Consider the following 18,779-nt stretch of genomic DNA (forward strand, 5'->3'; position numbering starts at 1 on the left):
CAAAGGTAAACAAATTATTGCCAATCCGAAATAGTTTTCAATAATGAAGGGAATATGAGGCGCAACTGACAATAAAAACCAGCTGCAGCATGCAGAAAAAAAAGCAGTACCGGCTAATTACTTAGCCGGTACTGTATTACTTTTTACCAACGATAACGCTCGTAAATTCTTCAGTATTTAAATATTTATTGGCCAGTACTTTCATTTCTTCAGCAGTGATCGTTTTAACGGTTTTGATATAATTATCATAATAGTCATAATTCAAACCCGAGAAATAAATATTTTTAAACTTATCCGCGTGGGAGAAAGCATTTTCAAGGCTGCCCAGCATAGAACCCAGCATATAGTTTCGTACCAGGTCAAGCTCCTCATCAGCAACCAGTTCAGATTTCAGCAGGCCAATCTCTTTCTCAATTTCGACCAGGGCATTGGCACAAACATCCGCGCCCACCTCTGTAGCAATAAAGAAGTATCCGGAGTCTTTCATCGAAACGATCGCAGAGCCGATGCCATAGGTATAACCTTTGTCTTCACGGATATTTGACATCAACCTGGAGCCAAAATATCCCCCAAGCAGGCAATTCATCACCTGGAAACCCGGAAAGTCTGTATGTGTCCTGTTCAAACTCCTCATTCCCATTCTGATGGCAGATTGTACCGCATCAGGGCGTTCAATAAAGATTTCGCCAGTTAAGGATTGATCAAAAGAGAAGTGATTGATTACAGAAGCATCTACATTGTTCCATTCCTTACCAAAAATAGCATTCAGGGTATCAAATTCCGATTCTTCAAATTTCCCGGCCACAAAGATGGTACAGTTTTCAGGTTTATAAGCCGCGCTGAAATAGCTCGTAAGTTCATCCCGCTGTATCGCCTGATAATCTTCTACTTCAATGTTGGAACCATAGGCAGAATTACCAAAAATGGCATTGGCAAAGTTCTTTCGGGCAATAAAGTCGTTCTTCTGCAGGCTTACTTTTAAAGATTGCTGCTGGTTCTGTTTAAAGATATCCAGCTCCTGCTGAGGAAAGATGCTTTCATTGAGCACAGACCATAAAATTGGCAAGACAGAGCCAAGATGTTTATTGAGTGTATATACTTTAATGCTCGACTGGTCTGCACCGTAATCTGTTTGCAGAAAAGCACCATAATAATCTACTTTATCAGCAATTTCACGGGCAGTAAGGGTTTTCGTACCGTTATTAATCAAATGGCTCACTGCAATTGCCTGTAAAGGATTGGATTCTTTCCAGTTTACGTTTTCAAAAACAAGTTCTATACGAACAAGTTCCTGTTTTCCCGCATTCACAGTAAAAACTTTAATCCCGTTATCGAGCTCCTGTTTTTTCGGAGAAATAAAATTGATCTCATCTACCTGTTTGGACTCAGGTATTAGCGTACGGTCAAGCATTTTCAGAAGTTAAATAATATAATGTAGAACATTGCTCTCTCACGAAAGTCTTTTTTGCGGCATCGTGTATTTTTGGGGCATCCACTGCCAGGTACTTATCGATTTCGGTATTTAAACCTTGTGCATCGCCCAGTAACTCGTAATAAGCAAGGTTCATGGCTTTGTCAAGCAAGCTCATTTCTGCAAATACCATGATAGACTCCGATTTATTCTTCACTTTGGTGAGTTCAGTTTCGGTTACCTCTTCGGTAGAGATCTTAGTGAGCTCTGCCCATACTGCAGCTTCTGCATCTTCCATTGCCACCCCTTCACTCAGTTTCCCTTCCACAATAAACAATCCTTCGTCCATACTGCTGGTAATATAAGCATGGATGTCACTGAATAACTGCTGCTCTTTCAAAAGACTATTATATAGCCTTGATGACTGTCCCTGCGAAAGTATATCCGCCATCAGATCATAGGCCTGATATGTTGAATCCCTGCGTGCAGGCATTTTAAAGGCCATGTAAAAAGCATTTAGCGGTACGTTGGCAACAACTGTTTCCTTTCGTTCAGTTGTTTGTACAGGTTCCTTAGGCAGGTTCCTTAAGTATTTATTACCGGCGGGAATCGGGGCAAACCATTTTTCAGCCAGTATTTTCACATCCTCGGTTTTCACATTGCCCCCTACCACAAGGATGGCATTCTGAGGGTTATAATGTTTATAAAAAAAGGCCTTTACATCTTCCATTGAAGCGTTTTCAATCTGTGCCAGGTCCTGCCCTATCGTGGCCCATTTGTACGGATGTTTCTGATAGGCAAGCGGCCTCAGTTTAAGCCACACATCGCCATAGGGCTGATTGAGGTAGCGCTGTTTGAACTCTTCACAAACTACATTGCGCTGGGTTTCCAGGCTTTTTTCAGAAAATGCGAGGCTTAACATCCTGTCACTTTCCAGCCAGAAAGCAGTTTCAATATTTGTAGCAGGCAAGGTGATGTAATAATTGGTGATGTCATTGCTGGTGAATGCATTGTTCTCGCCGCCTACCCTTTGCAGGGGCTCATCATAACTTGGTATATTTACCGAGCCGCCAAACATTAGATGTTCAAAAAGATGTGCAAATCCGGTTTTATCCTCTTCTTCATCCCTTGCCCCAACATCATATAATATATTTAATACAGCCATAGGCGTTGTATCATCTTCGTGTACCAGTACACGAAGGCCGTTAGCTAGTGTAAAACGATTAAAATCTACCATAAAAAATTTATAATTCCGCCAAATATAAGCATTATGATTTAGGCTAAATGTGCTAATTATTCCACATCTGCAGAACTCCCTTTGACACAAAAAACGGCAGGTTTAGAAGAAACAATTGCCAAGTGTAACAAAATTTAAATATCCTGATTTGGCCTTCGGTGCTGGTAAAGCAGTAATGTGATAATCTCGTGAAATAAAAACAGAAGAACTTAGCTTATATTTGTACTATGATTACTGCTGAAATGAACACTGCTGATTTACTACAACGGGCGCTGCAATTTGACTTTTTAACAAAAGATGAGGGTGTATTCCTGTATGAGAATGCCTCTACCGCTGAATTGTCTTATGTAGCCAATGAGCTCAGAAAAAAGCAGGTCCCCAGTGGTAAGGTAACCTGGCAGATTGACAGGAATGTAAACACCACCAATGTTTGCATCGCCAATTGTAAGTTCTGCAATTTCTTTAGAAGGCCCGGACACGAGGACAGTTATATCACAGATATTGAAACATATAAGGTGAAAATTGAAGAAACCTTCCGCCTGGGCGGCGATCAGCTGCTGCTGCAGGGCGGTCACCACCCGGACCTCGGACTGAATTTTTACGCAGACCTGTTCAGAAAACTGAAGGAACTTTATCCGGATCTAAAATTGCATGCATTGGGCCCGCCGGAGATTGCCCACGTAGCAAAACTTGAAAAGCTGTCGCACACCGAAGTGTTAAGCGCACTTAAAGCTGCCGGTATGGATTCTTTACCGGGTGCCGGTGCAGAAATCCTGAACGACAGGGTGCGGCGCCTGATCTCCAAAGGAAAATGCGGCGGGCAGGAATGGCTGGATGTGATGCGTGCTGCGCACCAGCTGGATATTACCACTTCTGCCACGATGATGTTTGGCCATGTGGAAACCATCGAAGAACGCTTTGAGCACCTGGTTTGGATCAGGGAAGTACAGAGTGAAAAACCGGAGCATGCCAAAGGATTTTTAGCCTTTATACCATGGCCTTTCCAAGATGATGGTACCTTATTAAAACGTCTGAGGGGTATTACCAACGATGTTTCTGGTGATGAATATATCAGGATGCTGGCTTTGAGCAGGATTATGCTGCCAAACGTAAAAAATATACAGGCCTCATGGCTTACAGTAGGTAAAAATGTAGCTCAGCTGTGCTTACATGCAGGTGCCAATGATTTTGGCTCGATCATGATCGAGGAAAATGTTGTTTCTGCTGCCGGTGCACCTCACCGTTTTACCGCAAAAGGAATTCAGGATGCCATCAGGGAAGCAGGATTTGAGCCTCAGCTTAGAGGACAGCAATATAACTACCGCGACCTGCCGGAGCAGCTTGAAGAACAGGTGATCAATTATTAATCATCTGTTACAGGAAATAAAAAAAGAGGGCAATTGCCCTCTTCTTCATTTTAAACCTAAACAAACTATTTTATTTTATAAATAACGAGGCAATAGCAAGTACATCTGCTTTTACCAGGAACTCATCAAATGATTCAGTAGCTGCGGCAGTAGAAACGCCTAAGCTTGGAATGTTAATACCAGCCTGAGTAACATTGTCCTCACCTTTATATACAGCGTCAACCTGTGGAACACCACTGTCGTTGGCACCGGTAATCCATGGTTTTAATGCAGTTACTCCTCCGCCAGCAGGAGCTTTACGCATCTGACGGATATGTGACGCGTGACGTGCTTCAACTGAGTGGATCTGTAATGCTGTCTGCAATACACTAGGACTGCCCATTAAAGCGGGTGCCTGACCTTTATACGCTCTCACACCTGTATCTTCAAATGCCTGTGCAACAGCAAGGAATGTTGGATAGCTGGTGAATACCGTAGGGAAAGTACTTTTAGCAGTATAGTCAAATTGTGTGGCAACAAAAGATACCGGAGTACCGCCCGAAGCAGTAATTGCACCTTTTAATAAGTTAACGTGAGCCAACTCATGATCACGGATCGTATTAATTGCAGAAACTGCAGGAGTTCCCACAGGAATCAATCCTGCCGTAGCAGCACCCTGCTGATAGAAATAATACTCCAGATATTCTAAGGTAAGTGCAAAGTTCAGCACGTCGATTACAGTAGAAGTAGTCTGGCCATATGCTTTTTTGAACATAGAACCAAGGGCAAGAGGAACAGCGGCAACAGCCATTTTAGAACCAAAGTTATAAAACGATTTCATTGCAGCCCTGCGTGGATTTAAGCGCTCATAGATTTCGCCATCCACTTTTTCAATTTCGTCTAATATATTAATGATATTCATGATGTCTTAATTAAGATGGTAAGTTAGATGCGTTAATTTTTGTTTTGATAAATCCCGATGCAATAGTCAGTACTTCTGAAGGTGTCCTTGCTTTATCTAACCCGTTTGCGTCAACTACTTCTGAGTTGGCAAAAGTTCCATTTTCAATTAAATCGCGGATCAATGCAGCGTGTCTTGCTTCAACTGAAACGATTTTGCCGGCAAGCACTAAATAATCTACACTTTTAATCAGTTTACCTGCACCGTTATAAGCAGATACGCCAAGATCTTCAAATGCTTTGGCTGTAGCCAGTACACTTGCCCTTTGTGTAAAATTAATAGAACTAAAATCTACCTCCAGACCTATGATAGCGTTAGTAGCCAGGGCTTTTTTAAAGAATTCCCTGTGAGCAAGTTCGTGGTCCCTGATATCGGTTAACAATGAAAGTTCAGCAGCAGTGATACCTGAGTATGGAGTTTTTACTACGGCATCATAAAATGCAGCTTCCAGTTGCTCCAGGGCATATGCATAATTAAGAATACCCACATCACCAGATCCAAGGTTTACACCATCAGTTCTGAGGCCTTCACTGCCGTCATCTTTTTTACAGCCCGCAGCAATCAGCGCAATACCTGCAGCACCTGCTCCTGCATATTGAAGGAAAGACCGGCGTTGCAGCTGAGCAGTCAGTATGCCACTTTCTTTATGCAGCAATTCCTGATCTTCTTGTTGAAAATTTTTCATAAGTAGATTTTTTTTAGTTTTTTAATGGTTCGTTTATGTAAAGAATAATTCGTGTCTTTAGCATGACATACGCGGGAAAAATTCATCCGGTTTTCAGATAATGAAGAAAAATTCTTATGTGGCCCATTTTTTTGATAAATTCACCTTGATTAAAATATCTGCCTGTGCTTAATGTGATTATAGTTGATGACGAAGAATTCGCGCGTTCTTCACTTTACTTTCTTTTACAGGAAAACTGTGAAAATGTACATATCTGCGGGATTGCAAAGTCTGTGGATGAAGCCACAGAACTGCTCTCTAATTTTGATGTGGACCTGATCTTTTTGGACATTGCCATGCCTGGTAAAAATGGGTTTGAACTCATTCCGGAGGCGAAAAATAACCACGCGCAGGTAGTATTTACCACGGCATTTGACCAGTACGCATTAAAGGCAATTAAAGCAAATGCGCTGGATTACCTGCTGAAACCGATCGACATTGACGAGCTTAAAGAAACGGTAGATAAAGCTTCTAAAGTGGTCCGCAACAGCGAGCAGGAGACGGACAAAAAAGAGCGCCTCAAAAATTTATCTTCAACATTAAATGATGGGGCAGAAATTCGTAAGCTCAGCCTGCCCAACGGACAGGGTTACACGCTGATCGGCCTGAATGAGATCATCAGAATTGAGGCCGACAGTAACTATTCTGTCTTTCACCTGGACAGCAGGGACAAGATTACCGTATCCAGGGTACTGAAGGATTATGAAGAAATCCTGCCCGAAGACCAGTTTGTGAGGATCCATAAATCAAGCATCGTCAACCTCAACTATCTCAAAGAATACAATTCCAGGAACGGTTTGGAAGTACTGTTAAAAAATGGAGAGAAAATCGCGGTATCACGTCGCAGAGCTAGTATTTTTGTAGAAAAAGTTAAATCTTATACCCGCTTTTCAAGTGATAAATAATATCCGGTTTCTGGGCCTGTACTTTCTGGGCTTCTTTCTCCTGATCTGTATGTACAGCTTCGGACAAACCACCTTTGTAAAGCATTTCAACACAAAAGACGGTTTGCCCAGCAATACCTGTTACTATACGCTGCAGGATAAAAAAGGTTATATCTGGGTAGCTACAGACGCAGGCGTATGCCGTTTTGACGGCAAGGTTTTTGAAACCTTCTCCATAGATGATGGCCTGCCAGACAACCAGATCATCAAACTACATGAAGATCATCAGGGAAGGATCTGGTTTTCTGCCTTAAATGGCCAGCTCAGCTATTTTTACAATGGCAAGATCTTTAATGAAAAGAACGACACCGCCCTTAAAATGTTAAATTTTAAAAGCATTGTCATCTCATTTTTTGAAGACAGCAAGGGCAATATGTGGTTTGGCACCAATAAAAACATGCTGGTAAAATGGAAAGGAAAAACGGTCACCAAATACGTTTCCGGCAATATGTCCAGTCAGTTTATCACCACAGTGATGTATGAAGATAAAACAGGCCGCTTATGGGCTGTGAGCGCAAATTCAGTGCATTTTTTTACCGGCAGCACCTTCATCAGCGCAAAACCGGGCACAGGAATGCTCTCGTTTAAAACTGCGCTGAACCGGCCAGAAAAAACGCTGCTGTACCTCGATGGCAGCGGGCTTAACCTTAAAGATGGCAGCAATCAAAAACTCATTCTAAAGATTGACACGGCCCTGCTCAAAAACAACCCGGGTTACTTTTACGCAGAAAATCAGCAGGAAATATGGCTGGCCAATAATTATGGCGTTTATTTTATTGATAAGCACGGCCACCGCATCCAGTACCTGTCCGGCGTACAAACTACGCAGGTGATCAAAGATACCAAGGGGAATATGTGGTTTACCACCAGTAACGGCATCTATATGCTGCCGCAAAAATCTAAAAGGATATATGTGGTAGACCAGACTCATGGTTTGAGCAATAATGGCATAAAAAGCCTGATGAAAGACCGGCTGAACAGGTTGTGGCTGGGAATGGACAATGGTACAATCAATATCCTCAGCAGGCCCGGTTATACGCTCAGCTGTGTAAACCTTCCGGGAAATAAATTTAGCGCCATTAAACAACTGGCAATGGATTCAGCCGGAAAAAATGTGTTTTTTTCATCTGATTATGCGCTGGGGGTAGTTGGCCTTACGGATAAAACTCCCGGAAAGCCCCGTTATCTGCGCGAATCAAATAATTCAAGTTACGTATTAAAAAACTTCAGTATCAGCAATTCCAATCAGCTGGCGCTGGCCTTATCCTCAGGAGTAGTGATCCTGCCAGACCCGCTCCATAATTTTTCCTTTTCTGCTGCAGCTTACCAGCAGGGAAAAAACTATTTCAGCGACAGGGCATACCGGGTATATTACGACAAGTCGCACCGCCTCTGGTTTTCCAACAGTGCAGGCTTTTCTCAATTCTCAAACGGAAAAACAAACCACCTGCATCAGAAAGACGGCTTACTGAGCAAGCGGATCAATGATATGGCTGCGCTTCCAAACGGAACGATGGTGCTTGCCACTGACGGCTATGGAATTATTTTCCTCCGGCAGGGCAGGGTCATCAGACATATCACCACAGAAAGCGGTCTTGCAAGCAATATCTGTAAAAAGCTTTTTGTGCAACAGGGATACGTATGGGTAGTCACCAATATCGCTGTAAACCGGATTCTTTTGAAAGATAAGTATCCTGTGGAATCGTTTGATTTTACCAACAGCATGCTGGACAACGATGTAAATGAAGTTTATGCCGATAAAGACACTGCGTTTTTCGCTACCAATCACGGCCTTATTTATTTTGCCAACAGCCCGTACGACAGAACACAGGAAGTGCCCAAAGTATTGATCTCCTCAGTAATCAACAATAAAAAGCTGATCGATCTGAACTCTTCTATGATCTTTGCAGCGTCAGATAATAATATCACCTTTTATTACAGTGCCATTGATTTCCAGAACAACAACATCTCGTACCGCTACAGGTTAAACCCCAGCAGCGGATGGACGGAGACAAAGAGCAGGCGGCTTGAATTTTCTTCACTGGAGCCTGATCAATATACTTTTGAACTGAGCGCCAGGACCAGCAACAGCCAGTGGAGCAAACCTGTAAGTGTCAATTTTGTGTTGAAAGCACATTTCTGGCAGTCGCTATGGTTTATGGTCCTTGTACTGCTTCTGGCCAGTTTCAGTTTTTACAAAATCGCCGTGATCGTAACCCGGCAGCAGAAAGATAAAGACCAGCAGCGGCTGTTGTTAAAGAACAAAATCCTGATGCTGGAACAGCAGGCATTGCAGGCCATGATGAACCCGCATTTTGTGTTCAATGTAATGAACTCCATCCAGCATTATATCAATACAAAAAATACTTCATCTGCCAATAAAATACTCACTGGATTTGCCAGGCTGATCAGAAAAAACCTGGACATCTGTACAAAAAGTTTTATTTCTCTCGAAGAGGAAATTGAATATCTGTCACTGTACCTGAGCCTTGAAAAAATGCGGTTTGGCGATAAGTTCAATTATACCATCAGCATCAGCCCGGATATAGATCAGGACGAAACAATGATCCCCTCCATGATTTTGCAGCCTTATATCGAGAATGCAATCTGGCATGGCCTGATGCCAAAAGAAGAAGGCGGCAACCTGGCCATTGTAATCAGCCATCAGGGAACAGACTCGCTCCTGATCCAGATTACTGACGACGGCGTGGGAATAGACAATTCACTGCGTGTGAAAAACGAAAAACACAACAGTAAGGGCATGAGCCTCACACAGGAACGGGTAAACCTGATCAACCAGATTGAGGCAGATCCGATACAGATTAACATCAGGCAGAACGGTAACTGGGGCACAACGATCTCCATTTTAGTACCAAACAGGTAGCATTTTACCGTTTACTCAATGATCCCTACCACTTACTAACTATAATTCTTTTCAGATTAAATTTGCATTAAACTTGTTATAGATATTAAAGCAAACAAAGTTTGCAAAAAGCGTTCTTATAGAATTGGCAAAAGATATTTTTTCACCTAACCTAAAACTTATCTCAATTCAGGTTTCATTTGTGTGTTAAAAGTGGTAAAGTTAAAGCTTTACCACTTTTTTTTTGCCCCTGATTTTTATAACTAAAACAAGTTCTGTCTGATCAGCAATCAGTTAAAAATCTTAGGTAGAATTTTGAAAATAGTTCTTTTTTTAAAATGCTTTTTATGTTATTTTTGGTTGAGCAAAAAAAACAACAAAGCATCCCGGGGTGCGATTTAAAAAGTTTTTTTGTATTTTTAACTTATCAATAAATACTGGCAATTTTATTTTAGACAAATGACAAATCCAAAAAAATCCATTAAGAAAGGTTCATTAGATGATCAGGCGCAGGACAAGGAAATGACTGATGAAAATTCTTTTGACTCCGTTGAAAAAAATAAAACATATGATGACGACGAAGACGATGATTTTGATCTGCCACTGGATGATCTTGACACGTTCGACGACTTTGATGATGATGACGAAAGCTACTAGATAATTCTTACCAATAAAACATATATAGCATCTTACACCAAGATGCTTTTTTATTTAAAATACCTCTCCTTTCAATGCAAATTATTCCCGTTTCTGATTCCCAAACAAAAAAAGAGTTCTTAAAAGTTCCGCAGCTCATCTATAAAAATGACAGCAACTGGATTTGCCCGCTTGACCAGGATGTAGAAAAAACATTTGACCCTGCTAAAAATCCTTTTTTTAAACATGGAGAATGTACCCGCTGGATCCTTAAGAATAATTCGGGCGAAACGATAGGCAGGGTGGCAGCCTTTATCAACCAGAAAAAGGCTTACAATTACGAACAGCCCACCGGCGGAATGGGATTTTTTGAATGTATTGATGATCAGCAGGCAGCATTTCTTTTATTTGATACGGCAGCTGCCTGGCTCAAAGAACGGGGCATGGAGGCGATGGACGGCCCTATCAATTTTGGGGAGAACGATACTTTCTGGGGATTGCTGGTGGAGGGCTTTACTCCTCCCTCTTACGGAATGAATTATAATCCGCCATACTATCAGGCATTTTTTGATAACTATGGTTTTACAACCTCCTATCAGCAGATCACCAACCATCTTGCCGTAAGAAACCCCTTCCCCGAGCGTTTCACCAAAATTGCCAACTGGGTAGCCAACAAGCCCGGCTATACGTTTGAGCACTTCTCAAAGAAAAACGCTGATAAATATGTGGAAGACCTGATGGAGATCTATAACGACGGCTGGAAAGATTTTGAAAACTTTGTCCCGATCAAAAAAGAGACCCTTCAGGAGAGCTTTAAGCAGATGGAGACCATAATGGATGAAAAGTTAATTTGGTTTGCTTATTTGAACGGAGAACCGGCTTCATTCGTAGTTATCATCCCGGATGCTAATCAAATGATAAAAGATTTTAACGGAAAACTGGGTTTAATTGAAAAGTTGCGGTTTGTTTACCGCAGATGGAAAGGCGTTAACAGGATGCGGGCGATTGTGATGGGAACTAAAACTGCTTATCAGAAGCATGGCCTGGAATCGGCGCTGTTTATCAAACTCAAGGAATATGTGTTGCCTATGGAGCAGTACGATGAGCTTGAACTTTCATGGGTGGGAGACTTTAATGATAAAATGCTCTCTATTCATGAAGCGACAGGAGCCACTTTTGGAAAGCGGCACCTGACGCTGCGTAAATTGTTCTCTTAAAAGAAATCTTATTTTTCTCTGATCTCTTCGTAAAGATCAATCACTTTTTTCTGAAGCTTAATGATCTCTTCTTCTCTCAGAGAAAGTTTTGCTTTCAGATTGTTGATCTCTTCGAAATTTACAGATTGAGGATTTTCCCCCTCTTTAGAGATGATGTCCATTGTAGAAACTTCGAAAAGGTTAGCGATCTGAGCAAGTCGTGAAATGTTGATGTCTGTAATTCCCGTCTCAATCTTTGAAAACGCAGGAATAGAGATGTTGAGTCTTTTGGCTACTTCGCCCTGGCTCCAACCATTTTTCTGGCGAAGTTGTCTGATGTTCTTACCGATAATGTTCATTTTTATAAATTTAGGTGTGTTTTGTTCTTTTAAATATTCAACTCACGTGCCAATTTGATTAAATCCATTCCTCCAAAGGTGCCAGAACTCATCATGAGCAGGTTGGTATCCTTAAAATTTAATCCCCTCAAATATTGCCCGAGAGTATTGGCATTATCAAAAAAAGTAAGCCGATCGTTCTTGAATGCTGTTCGAACATCTATTTCACTGAACGGTGTAATTTTTTTTTGTTGAAATGTCTTTTCATCAATATATACGATAGGATTATCTGATTGGATCATCGTATCTGCATATTGTAGTAAAAAATTTTTATTTAAACTACTAAATGTGTGTAATTCCAAACAGGCCACTAACTTTCTTTCCTCAAATTGTGACTTTACTGCCTCAACTGTGGCTTTGACTTTTGACGGAGAGTGAGCAAAATCCTTAAATACACTGGTATTATTTTCAGAAAATAACAGCTCCAGTCTTTTTGCAGCCCCTTTAAATGAAATTATCGCCTCATCAAAGGCATCTTCATTTATACCAATCTCCTTACAAACCAGTTTCGCAGCACTTAAATTCATCAGATTATGATCGCCAAAAACTTTCAGCGGCAAATTCTGAGGCAGAAGGTACGTGATACCAGATTTAACGTCATGTGCCGGAATTTCGTACCCTATTTTAGTAATTTCACTGTTACTCACTTCAACAATATTACGTAATTCTTTATCAGCCTCACAATAGATTAATTTTCCACCGGGCTGAATCGTGTTAATAAATGCTTCAAATTGAAGCATATATTCCCCAAAAGTAGGAAAAACATTAACATGATCCCAGGCTACCCCACTAATAACTGCAATATTTGCTTTGTAAAGATGAAATTTTGGTCGCCTGTCTATAGGCGAAGCAAGGTACTCATCACCCTCAATAATGATCATTGGAGCAGAATCAGTCACCTTTACCATGGTATCAAATCCTTCCAGCTGAGCGCCTACAAGGTAATCGAAATCTTTTCCATGAAAATTGAGCACATGGAGGATCATTGAAGTAATGGTTGTTTTACCATGGCTCCCGCCGATTACTACACGCAATTTATTTTTCGTCTGCTCATAAATATATTCCGGATAGGAGTAGATTTTTAACCCAAGCTCCTGCGCGCGCAGTAATTCCGGATTATCAACAAAGGCATGCATGCCCAGGATTACAGCATCCAAGTCTGTGGTGATCATCTCCGGATGCCAGCCCATTTCTGATGGCAGCAGGCCAAAGCGCGCAAGCCGGCCGGCAGAGGGCTCAAAAACCGCATCATCGGACCCTGTCACATTAAACCCTTTTTTATGCAGGGCAATAGCAAGATTATGCATTGCGCTTCCGCCTATAGCGATAAAATGTATTCTCATTCTGATTTTTTAAAATGTGCAGCTACCCAGTCGCCAATTTTCTGATGGTCACAATAGGTTATATTAAAAGCTTTACATGCTTCAGTGATCATCGCCAGATCAGGCGATTCATAAAATCCACTGAAATAAATATCGCCTCCAGGCTTTAGTACGCTGGCGTAAACCGGTATCTGGTCCAGCAATATATTACGGTTAATGTTGGCCAGGATGATATCAAATTCGCGTGCAGGAATAACTTCCTTACCACCCCAGAGGGCAGTAATGGAAGTAATATCATTTAGAGCAGAATTTTCCTTTGCACTGAGGTAACATACCTCGTCGTTATCGATGGCAACCAATTCTCTTGCACCCATTTTTGCGGCAAGAATAGCCAGGATGCCGGTACCTGCGCCCATATCCAAAACCAGCTTATCAGAAACATCTGCGTCGAGGATATAACGCATCATCATAGTTGTAGTTTGATGATGGCCTGTACCAAATGCCATTTTTGGATCAATTACGATTTCATAACGGTACTGGGGCTGCGGGGCATGAAATGTTGCCCGCACATAACAGCGTTCGTCAATAATCAGTGGTTCAAAATTCTTTTCCCACTCCTCGTTCCAGTTTTCTGCAGCAATTTCTGTAACTGTATATGCATATTCAAATTCGTCTTCAAACTGAATCAGCACGTCATTGAGATTATACTGGCTATAGCTGTCCTCATCTATAAAAGCAGAAAAACCATTGGACGTATCTTCAAATGTATTGAAACCAATTTCCGCCAGCTCATTGATCAGAAGGTCTTTCTGATATTCCTGAATGCTGACGAAACTAAATGTAACCTGTATGTATTGCATTAAGCATTGAATGTTTTAACGATATCTGCAAAATCACGTGATTTCAAAGAAGCACCACCGATCAGTCCGCCGTCGATATCCGTTTGTGCAAATAATTCTGCAGCATTTTTAGGATTACAGCTGCCACCATATAAGATTGATGTTGCTTCAGCTGCATCAGCGTCATAATGCGCAGCAATTTCTGCACGTATAAACGCATGCACTTCCTGTGCCTGTTCAGCTGTTGCCGTTAATCCGGTTCCGATAGCCCAAACCGGCTCATAAGCGATCACCGTTTTTGCAAAATCTTCTGCACTTAGAACAAAAAGACCATTAACCAGCTGGTTTTTTAAAATTTCGAAGAAATTACCATTGTTTCTTTCATCCAGTGTTTCACCGATACAAAAGATGGGTGTAAGCTGGTTGGCAAGGGCAATTTTAGTTTTTTCGGCAAGCAGGGTATCGCTTTCAGCAAAATACTGGCGGCGCTCTGAGTGCCCTATGATAACGTATTCACAACCAACAGATTTGATCATTTTTGCGGAAATCTCGCCTGTAAATGCGCCGCTTTCGTTTTGGTGACAATTTTGGGCACCGATTTTAACAGCTTCTCCGCCCAGTTTTGCCAAACTGTTCAGGTGGATAAACGGGGCACATATGATAGCAATCTGGTCGCCTTTTTTCTCATCTTTTACGATGTTAACGATTTCTGAAAACAAAGAAATACCCTCTGCATAATCTGTATTCATTTTCCAATTTCCTGCTACTATTTTCTTTCTCATAATTAATCTATTGTTATTTCTGTTATCTATATTCTACTAAACGGTATTTTAACATTATACTATATTTCCAAAAAGAATCTGGCTACACAAATAGATGCTAAAGTAAAAAACTATATATTAAGATTGTCTATAAATTTCTGTTAATTCAAAAATCTTAGCCAAGATATCTTTTTCTATCTGATTAAACTCAATATTTCTGCGTTCAAATACCTTTTCAGTGGTTTCAAACATTTTATTGAGTTTATAAACTTCAGTTTCCTTTGTACATCCCCAGGAAAAATCAGGGATAAAATTTGCCGGGTATCCACCACCAAACACATTTGAACCTACACCTGCTACTGTCCCGGTGTTAAACATGCTGTTAATCCCGCATTTTACATGGTCAGCCATGATGAGCCCGCAAAACTGCAGCCCTGTATTGCGGTAAGAGCGCTGCTCATAATCCCAGAGCTTTACATCCGCGTAATTGTTCTTCAGGTTTGAATTGTTGCTGTCGGCGCCGATATTGCACCATTGCCCCATTACAGAATTTCCAAGGTATCCTTCGTGCCCTTTGGCAGAATATCCCCAGATCACTGCATTTTTGAGCTCACCGCCTACAGTGCTGTAGGGGCCAACAGTGGTTTGCCCGTAGATCTTGCTTCCCATTTTCACATTGGAGCCGTGGCATAGGGCAAAAGATCCCCGGATATGTGAACCTTCCCAAACCTGCGCATTCTGGCCGATATAAACAGGTCCGTTCAGGGTATTGAACGTGGCGCATTCCGCCTCAGCACCTTCTTCAAGAAAGATCTGGTCGCCCAAAATAGTATTGGTAGCACTCAGCCTGCCAGAAGACCTTCCCTTGGTGAGCAGTTCAAAATCAGCCCTGAGTTCCGTATCATTATTCCTGAAAATATCTTCGGGATATACAATATGTGTAAAAGATCCTGTATAGCCCTTGGGGCGGAGGCCGGCATACTGTGCAGGAGTTATCGCTTCACCGGCATTTACCCTGTAAGCCAGCACAAGTGTATCCTTTAGCAGCACTTCACCGCTCCTGAGGTCGCTGATCGCCTCAAAGAGCGCTTCATCAGGACATATGGCACCATTTACGAAGGTATCTGCATCATGATGTGCAGCGTATTTGACAGACAGGTAGTCTGCGGTCAGAAAGCCGGGCACATGGCCAGCATACTTTGCCCATTTTTCTGCTATAGTCAGTATGCCTAAACGCAGATCAGCAACTGGCCTGGTATAGGTGAGCGGGCGCAGTGAAGCCCAGGAGCTATCATCAAATAAATTTATCTTCATGTGTATTTATTTGTCTTTTTCAGCCAATCTGACAAAAATAAAAAAAGTCCCGAAGCATAAGCATCGGGACTTTAAATAATTTCCTATATGGCTACGATTATTTCTTAGCGTAACGTGTTTTGAATTTATCAATACGACCAGCAGTATCTACCAGTTTCATTTTACCAGTGTAAAATGGGTGAGAGGTGTGGGAGATCTCTAATTTATATAGAGGGTACTCATTACCATCTTCCCAAGTAACAGTTTCTTTAGTATCTACACAAGATTTAGTTAAGAAAGAATATTCGTTAGACATATCTTTAAATACTACGAATCTATAGTTTGATGGGTGAAGATCTTTTTTCATATGAATTTATACTTATTTGTCGCTTATTTTGAAGGTTGCAAATATCCTAATTATATTTTTTATATACAAGAATTAATGAAAAATTATGTACTATACTTTTTCCAGGTCTCCACTTTCTGTTTTTGCCGGCTAATGTATTCATCTGCAATTACTTCTGCAGAGGGCAGCTGAGAACGGCTGATCAGCAGCGATTTCAGCTTCTCTTCATCCACATCGGCACGGTATAATATATTCATCATTTTAGCGATGTCATTATCCAGCAGCCAGGTAAAAGCATGTACCATTTTCTGCCTGATGAGCTCTTCCGTCAGTTCTTCCTCCAGTTCAAAGTCCCTTTCTATAATCCTGCTGAGCGCCCTGATATCATCCATTTGATGCTGATTTAATTTCCTGGCACAGTTCAACCAAAACTCCATTTGTGCCTTTTGGATGTAAAAAGCAGATCAGTTTATTGTCGGCCCCCAGCTTCGGTTCCTGGTTTAAGACTGTAAAACCTTCCTTCTTTAGTCTTTCCATTTCCGCGTAAATATCGCTTACATCAAAGGCAATATGATGGATGCCCTCTCCTCTTTTCTCAATAAAGGATGCAATCGCGCTGTTATCTGCTGTAGCAGCAAGCAGCTCTATTTTGCTTTCCCCTGTTTTAAAAAAGGCTGTAGAAACACCTTCTGACGCAACCTGTTCATGCTTGTAGGCAGGAACGCCCAGCAGCTTTTCATAAAGCTCACATGACAGGCCGAGATCTTTTACCGCAATGCCGATATGTTCAATTTTATTCATCTCCTGCTGTATGGTTAGAAAAATGTAAAAATGCATGTTTTGTGACTGGTATCATAGCAGCTGCCCGGATTTTTTGGTAATCTTTTTTAGTACCTTTGTATAGTACAGCGAACGAAATAAATAACGATGGAATTTCCGGTTTACCTCGATAACAATGCAACCACACCTCTTGATCCAAGAGTCCTGGAAGCGATGCTGCCTTACTTTACCAGCAAGTTCGGCAATGCCGCAAGCCGCAGCCATGTATTTGGCTGGGTTGCAGAAGAGGGCGTGGATTATGCACGTGAACAGGTTGCAAAGTTAATCGGCTGCACTGACAAAGAGATCATCTTTACTTCAGGCGCCACAGAAGCAGACAATCTGGGTATCAAAGGTGTTTATGAGATGTACCAGGGAAAGGGGAACCATATCGTTACAGTTGCAACAGAACACAAGGCTGTGCTGGATACCTGTATACATCTGGAGAAGCTGGGTGCCAGGGTCACATACCTCAATGTAAAGGAAGACGGCCTGATTGATCTTGCGGAGCTGGAAGCCGCCATGACCGCAGAAACGATCCTCGTAACGGTGATGTATGGAAACAATGAGATAGGTGTAATTCAGCCCATCAGGGAAATTTCTGCCATCGCACATCAATACGGTGCTCTATTTATGACCGATGCCACACAGGCCGTGGGAAAGATCCCTGTTGATGTAGATGCTGACGGAATAGACCTGCTGGCCCTCAGCGCGCATAAACTTTACGGTCCCAAAGGGGTAGGCGCATTGTACGTCCGCCGAAAAAACCCAAGGGTAAAACTTACCGCCCAGATGGACGGAGGTGGCCATGAACGCGGCATGCGTTCAGGCACGCTGAATGTTCCGGGCATTGTGGGCCTGGGCAAAGCCTGCGAATTGTGCCGGCTGGAAATGGATGAAGAAGCAAAACGCCTGTCTGCCTTAAGGGACAAACTGGAGCAGGCACTGCTGTTAATTGAAGAAAGCCAGGTTAATGGCAGTACCAGTCAGCGCCTGCCGCATGTATCCAATATGTCCTTTAAATATGTCGCTGGCGAAGGCCTGATGATGGCCATGAAAGATGTTGCAGTATCTTCGGGTTCGGCCTGCACATCTGCATCACTGGAACCTTCCTATGTATTAAAACATCTCGGACTGTCTGACGATATTGCCCATTCTGCGATCAGATTTGGCCTTGGAAGGTTTACCACGGCAGAAGAAGTGGATTACGCAATTGAAAGCGCAAAAAAAGAGCTAAAGCAGCTCAGAAATCTTTCTCCCCTGTGGGAGATGGTTAAAGAATAAATGACATTATTAACTACTTAAACACATGGCATCATTTTAGCTGCCATTTATATATTAAACTTAAGCATATGATCACGATTACAGAAAAAGCGAAAGGCAAAATTGATCACTTGATGCAGGAATCTCAAATGGATACCGACTATTTTTTACGGGTTTCTGTAAAAGGCGGCGGATGTTCAGGATTATCGTATAATCTGGATTTCGATAACGAAGCAAAAAAAGACGATCAGTTTTTTGAAGATAAAGGTGTACGCATTGCATTAGATATGAAATCATTTTTATATCTGGCAGGTACCGAACTTGATTTTACCGACGGATTAAACGGAAAAGGCTTTGCCTTTAACAATCCAAATGCAACCCGCTCATGCGGATGCGGGGAAAGTTTCTCTGTCTAAAATT

At 41.9% G+C, this 18,779-nt stretch carries 19 protein-coding genes; 7 read left to right on the forward strand and 12 right to left on the reverse strand.

What is annotated here, in order from left to right:
• Positions 1-136 precede the first annotated feature (136 nt).
• Positions 137-1,411, reverse strand: a complete 1,275-nt coding sequence (locus tag FN831_RS01735) for a M16 family metallopeptidase (protein ID WP_142526462.1) — start codon at positions 1,409-1,411, stop codon at positions 137-139.
• Positions 1,404-2,648, reverse strand: a complete 1,245-nt coding sequence (locus tag FN831_RS01740; protein ID WP_142526463.1) for a M16 family metallopeptidase — start codon at positions 2,646-2,648, stop codon at positions 1,404-1,406. Before FN831_RS01740 ends, FN831_RS01735 begins: the two co-directional genes overlap by 8 nt.
• A 242-nt stretch (positions 2,649-2,890) precedes the next feature.
• Between FN831_RS01740 and mqnC the strand changes: the two genes are divergently transcribed.
• A complete protein-coding gene (mqnC, locus tag FN831_RS01745) occupies positions 2,891-4,015 on the forward strand; it encodes a cyclic dehypoxanthinyl futalosine synthase (RefSeq protein ID WP_142526702.1) in 1,125 nt (374 codons plus the stop codon).
• 70 nt (positions 4,016-4,085) lie between these two features.
• Here the strand turns inward: mqnC and FN831_RS01750 are convergent, their stop codons facing one another.
• On the reverse strand, positions 4,086-4,916 hold the full coding sequence (locus FN831_RS01750; protein ID WP_142526464.1) for a ferritin-like domain-containing protein: 831 nt from the start codon (positions 4,914-4,916) through the stop codon (positions 4,086-4,088).
• A gap of 10 nt (positions 4,917-4,926) precedes the next feature.
• On the reverse strand, positions 4,927-5,640 hold the full coding sequence (locus tag FN831_RS01755) for a ferritin-like domain-containing protein (protein ID WP_142526465.1): 714 nt from the start codon (positions 5,638-5,640) through the stop codon (positions 4,927-4,929).
• Positions 5,641-5,804: 164 nt separating this feature from the next.
• Here FN831_RS01755 and FN831_RS01760 point away from each other — a divergent pair, with 164 nt between their 5' ends.
• From FN831_RS01760 to FN831_RS01775, 4 genes are all read left to right on the forward strand, one after another.
• Positions 5,805-6,584: a LytR/AlgR family response regulator transcription factor gene (locus FN831_RS01760; RefSeq protein WP_142526466.1), complete on the forward strand. Its 780-nt coding sequence runs from the start codon at positions 5,805-5,807 to the stop codon at positions 6,582-6,584.
• Positions 6,574-9,507, forward strand: coding sequence for a sensor histidine kinase (locus FN831_RS01765; protein ID WP_246101291.1), 2,934 nt, complete (start codon positions 6,574-6,576; stop codon positions 9,505-9,507). Before FN831_RS01760 ends, FN831_RS01765 begins: the two co-directional genes overlap by 11 nt.
• Positions 9,508-9,945: 438 nt before the next feature.
• Complete coding sequence (locus FN831_RS01770; RefSeq protein ID WP_142526467.1) at positions 9,946-10,143, forward strand: hypothetical protein; 198 nt, start codon at positions 9,946-9,948, stop codon at positions 10,141-10,143.
• 74 nt (positions 10,144-10,217) lie between these two features.
• The gene (locus FN831_RS01775) at positions 10,218-11,339 is read left to right on the forward strand and encodes a GNAT family N-acetyltransferase (RefSeq protein WP_142526468.1); all 1,122 of its coding nucleotides are present in this window, start codon (positions 10,218-10,220) and stop codon (positions 11,337-11,339) included.
• Between the two features lie 8 nt (positions 11,340-11,347).
• Here the strand turns inward: FN831_RS01775 and FN831_RS01780 are convergent, their stop codons facing one another.
• The 8 genes from FN831_RS01780 to mce all read right to left on the reverse strand — a co-directional run bounded on the left by FN831_RS01780 (position 11,348) and on the right by mce (position 17,078).
• Entirely contained in the window at positions 11,348-11,677 is a 330-nt protein-coding gene (locus FN831_RS01780) for a helix-turn-helix domain-containing protein (protein WP_041884843.1), read from the reverse strand.
• Between the two features lie 29 nt (positions 11,678-11,706).
• Positions 11,707-13,059, reverse strand: a complete 1,353-nt coding sequence (locus FN831_RS01785; RefSeq protein ID WP_142526469.1) for a UDP-N-acetylmuramate--L-alanine ligase — start codon at positions 13,057-13,059, stop codon at positions 11,707-11,709.
• A complete protein-coding gene (gene prmA / locus FN831_RS01790; RefSeq protein ID WP_142526470.1) occupies positions 13,056-13,898 on the reverse strand; it encodes a 50S ribosomal protein L11 methyltransferase in 843 nt (280 codons plus the stop codon). Before prmA ends, FN831_RS01785 begins: the two co-directional genes overlap by 4 nt.
• Positions 13,898-14,659: a triose-phosphate isomerase gene (gene tpiA / locus FN831_RS01795; protein ID WP_142526471.1), complete on the reverse strand. Its 762-nt coding sequence runs from the start codon at positions 14,657-14,659 to the stop codon at positions 13,898-13,900. The genes prmA and tpiA overlap by 1 nt, the downstream gene beginning before the upstream one ends.
• A 117-nt stretch (positions 14,660-14,776) precedes the next feature.
• Positions 14,777-15,952 (reverse strand): putative sugar nucleotidyl transferase, encoded by a 1,176-nt coding sequence (locus FN831_RS01800; protein WP_142526472.1) that lies wholly within the window; start codon positions 15,950-15,952, stop codon positions 14,777-14,779.
• A gap of 97 nt (positions 15,953-16,049) precedes the next feature.
• Positions 16,050-16,298 (reverse strand): type B 50S ribosomal protein L31, encoded by a 249-nt coding sequence (locus FN831_RS01805; RefSeq protein ID WP_090554400.1) that lies wholly within the window; start codon positions 16,296-16,298, stop codon positions 16,050-16,052.
• Positions 16,299-16,381: 83 nt separating this feature from the next.
• Positions 16,382-16,669, reverse strand: a complete 288-nt coding sequence (locus FN831_RS01810) for a hypothetical protein (RefSeq protein WP_142526473.1) — start codon at positions 16,667-16,669, stop codon at positions 16,382-16,384.
• Entirely contained in the window at positions 16,662-17,078 is a 417-nt protein-coding gene (gene mce / locus FN831_RS01815) for a methylmalonyl-CoA epimerase (RefSeq protein WP_142526474.1), read from the reverse strand. The genes FN831_RS01810 and mce overlap by 8 nt, the downstream gene beginning before the upstream one ends.
• A gap of 126 nt (positions 17,079-17,204) precedes the next feature.
• Here mce and FN831_RS01820 point away from each other — a divergent pair, with 126 nt between their 5' ends.
• A complete protein-coding gene (locus FN831_RS01820) occupies positions 17,205-18,380 on the forward strand; it encodes an IscS subfamily cysteine desulfurase (RefSeq protein ID WP_142526475.1) in 1,176 nt (391 codons plus the stop codon).
• 68 nt (positions 18,381-18,448) lie between these two features.
• Complete coding sequence (locus FN831_RS01825; RefSeq protein ID WP_142526476.1) at positions 18,449-18,775, forward strand: HesB/IscA family protein; 327 nt, start codon at positions 18,449-18,451, stop codon at positions 18,773-18,775.
• Positions 18,776-18,779 lie beyond the last annotated feature (4 nt).

The sequence above is a fragment of the Pedobacter westerhofensis genome, assembly GCF_900182595.1.
Taxonomy (GTDB): Bacteria; Bacteroidota; Bacteroidia; order Sphingobacteriales; family Sphingobacteriaceae; genus Pedobacter; species Pedobacter westerhofensis.

Coding starts and splice junctions, on each gene's coding strand:
- FN831_RS01735 (WP_142526462.1), bottom strand. CDS start 1,411: ATGCTTGACCGTACGCTAATACCTGAGTCCAAACAGGTAGATGAGATC.
- FN831_RS01740 (WP_142526463.1), bottom strand. CDS start 2,648: ATGGTAGATTTTAATCGTTTTACACTAGCTAACGGCCTTCGTGTACTG.
- mqnC (WP_142526702.1), top strand. CDS start 2,891: ATGAACACTGCTGATTTACTACAACGGGCGCTGCAATTTGACTTTTTA.
- FN831_RS01750 (WP_142526464.1), bottom strand. CDS start 4,916: ATGAATATCATTAATATATTAGACGAAATTGAAAAAGTGGATGGCGAA.
- FN831_RS01755 (WP_142526465.1), bottom strand. CDS start 5,640: ATGAAAAATTTTCAACAAGAAGATCAGGAATTGCTGCATAAAGAAAGT.
- FN831_RS01770 (WP_142526467.1), top strand. CDS start 9,946: ATGACAAATCCAAAAAAATCCATTAAGAAAGGTTCATTAGATGATCAG.
- FN831_RS01775 (WP_142526468.1), top strand. CDS start 10,218: ATGCAAATTATTCCCGTTTCTGATTCCCAAACAAAAAAAGAGTTCTTA.
- FN831_RS01780 (WP_041884843.1), bottom strand. CDS start 11,677: ATGAACATTATCGGTAAGAACATCAGACAACTTCGCCAGAAAAATGGT.
- FN831_RS01785 (WP_142526469.1), bottom strand. CDS start 13,059: ATGAGAATACATTTTATCGCTATAGGCGGAAGCGCAATGCATAATCTT.
- prmA (WP_142526470.1), bottom strand. CDS start 13,898: ATGCAATACATACAGGTTACATTTAGTTTCGTCAGCATTCAGGAATAT.
- tpiA (WP_142526471.1), bottom strand. CDS start 14,659: ATGAGAAAGAAAATAGTAGCAGGAAATTGGAAAATGAATACAGATTAT.
- FN831_RS01800 (WP_142526472.1), bottom strand. CDS start 15,952: ATGAAGATAAATTTATTTGATGATAGCTCCTGGGCTTCACTGCGCCCG.
- FN831_RS01805 (WP_090554400.1), bottom strand. CDS start 16,298: ATGAAAAAAGATCTTCACCCATCAAACTATAGATTCGTAGTATTTAAA.
- FN831_RS01810 (WP_142526473.1), bottom strand. CDS start 16,669: ATGGATGATATCAGGGCGCTCAGCAGGATTATAGAAAGGGACTTTGAA.
- mce (WP_142526474.1), bottom strand. CDS start 17,078: ATGAATAAAATTGAACATATCGGCATTGCGGTAAAAGATCTCGGCCTG.
- FN831_RS01820 (WP_142526475.1), top strand. CDS start 17,205: ATGGAATTTCCGGTTTACCTCGATAACAATGCAACCACACCTCTTGAT.
- FN831_RS01825 (WP_142526476.1), top strand. CDS start 18,449: ATGATCACGATTACAGAAAAAGCGAAAGGCAAAATTGATCACTTGATG.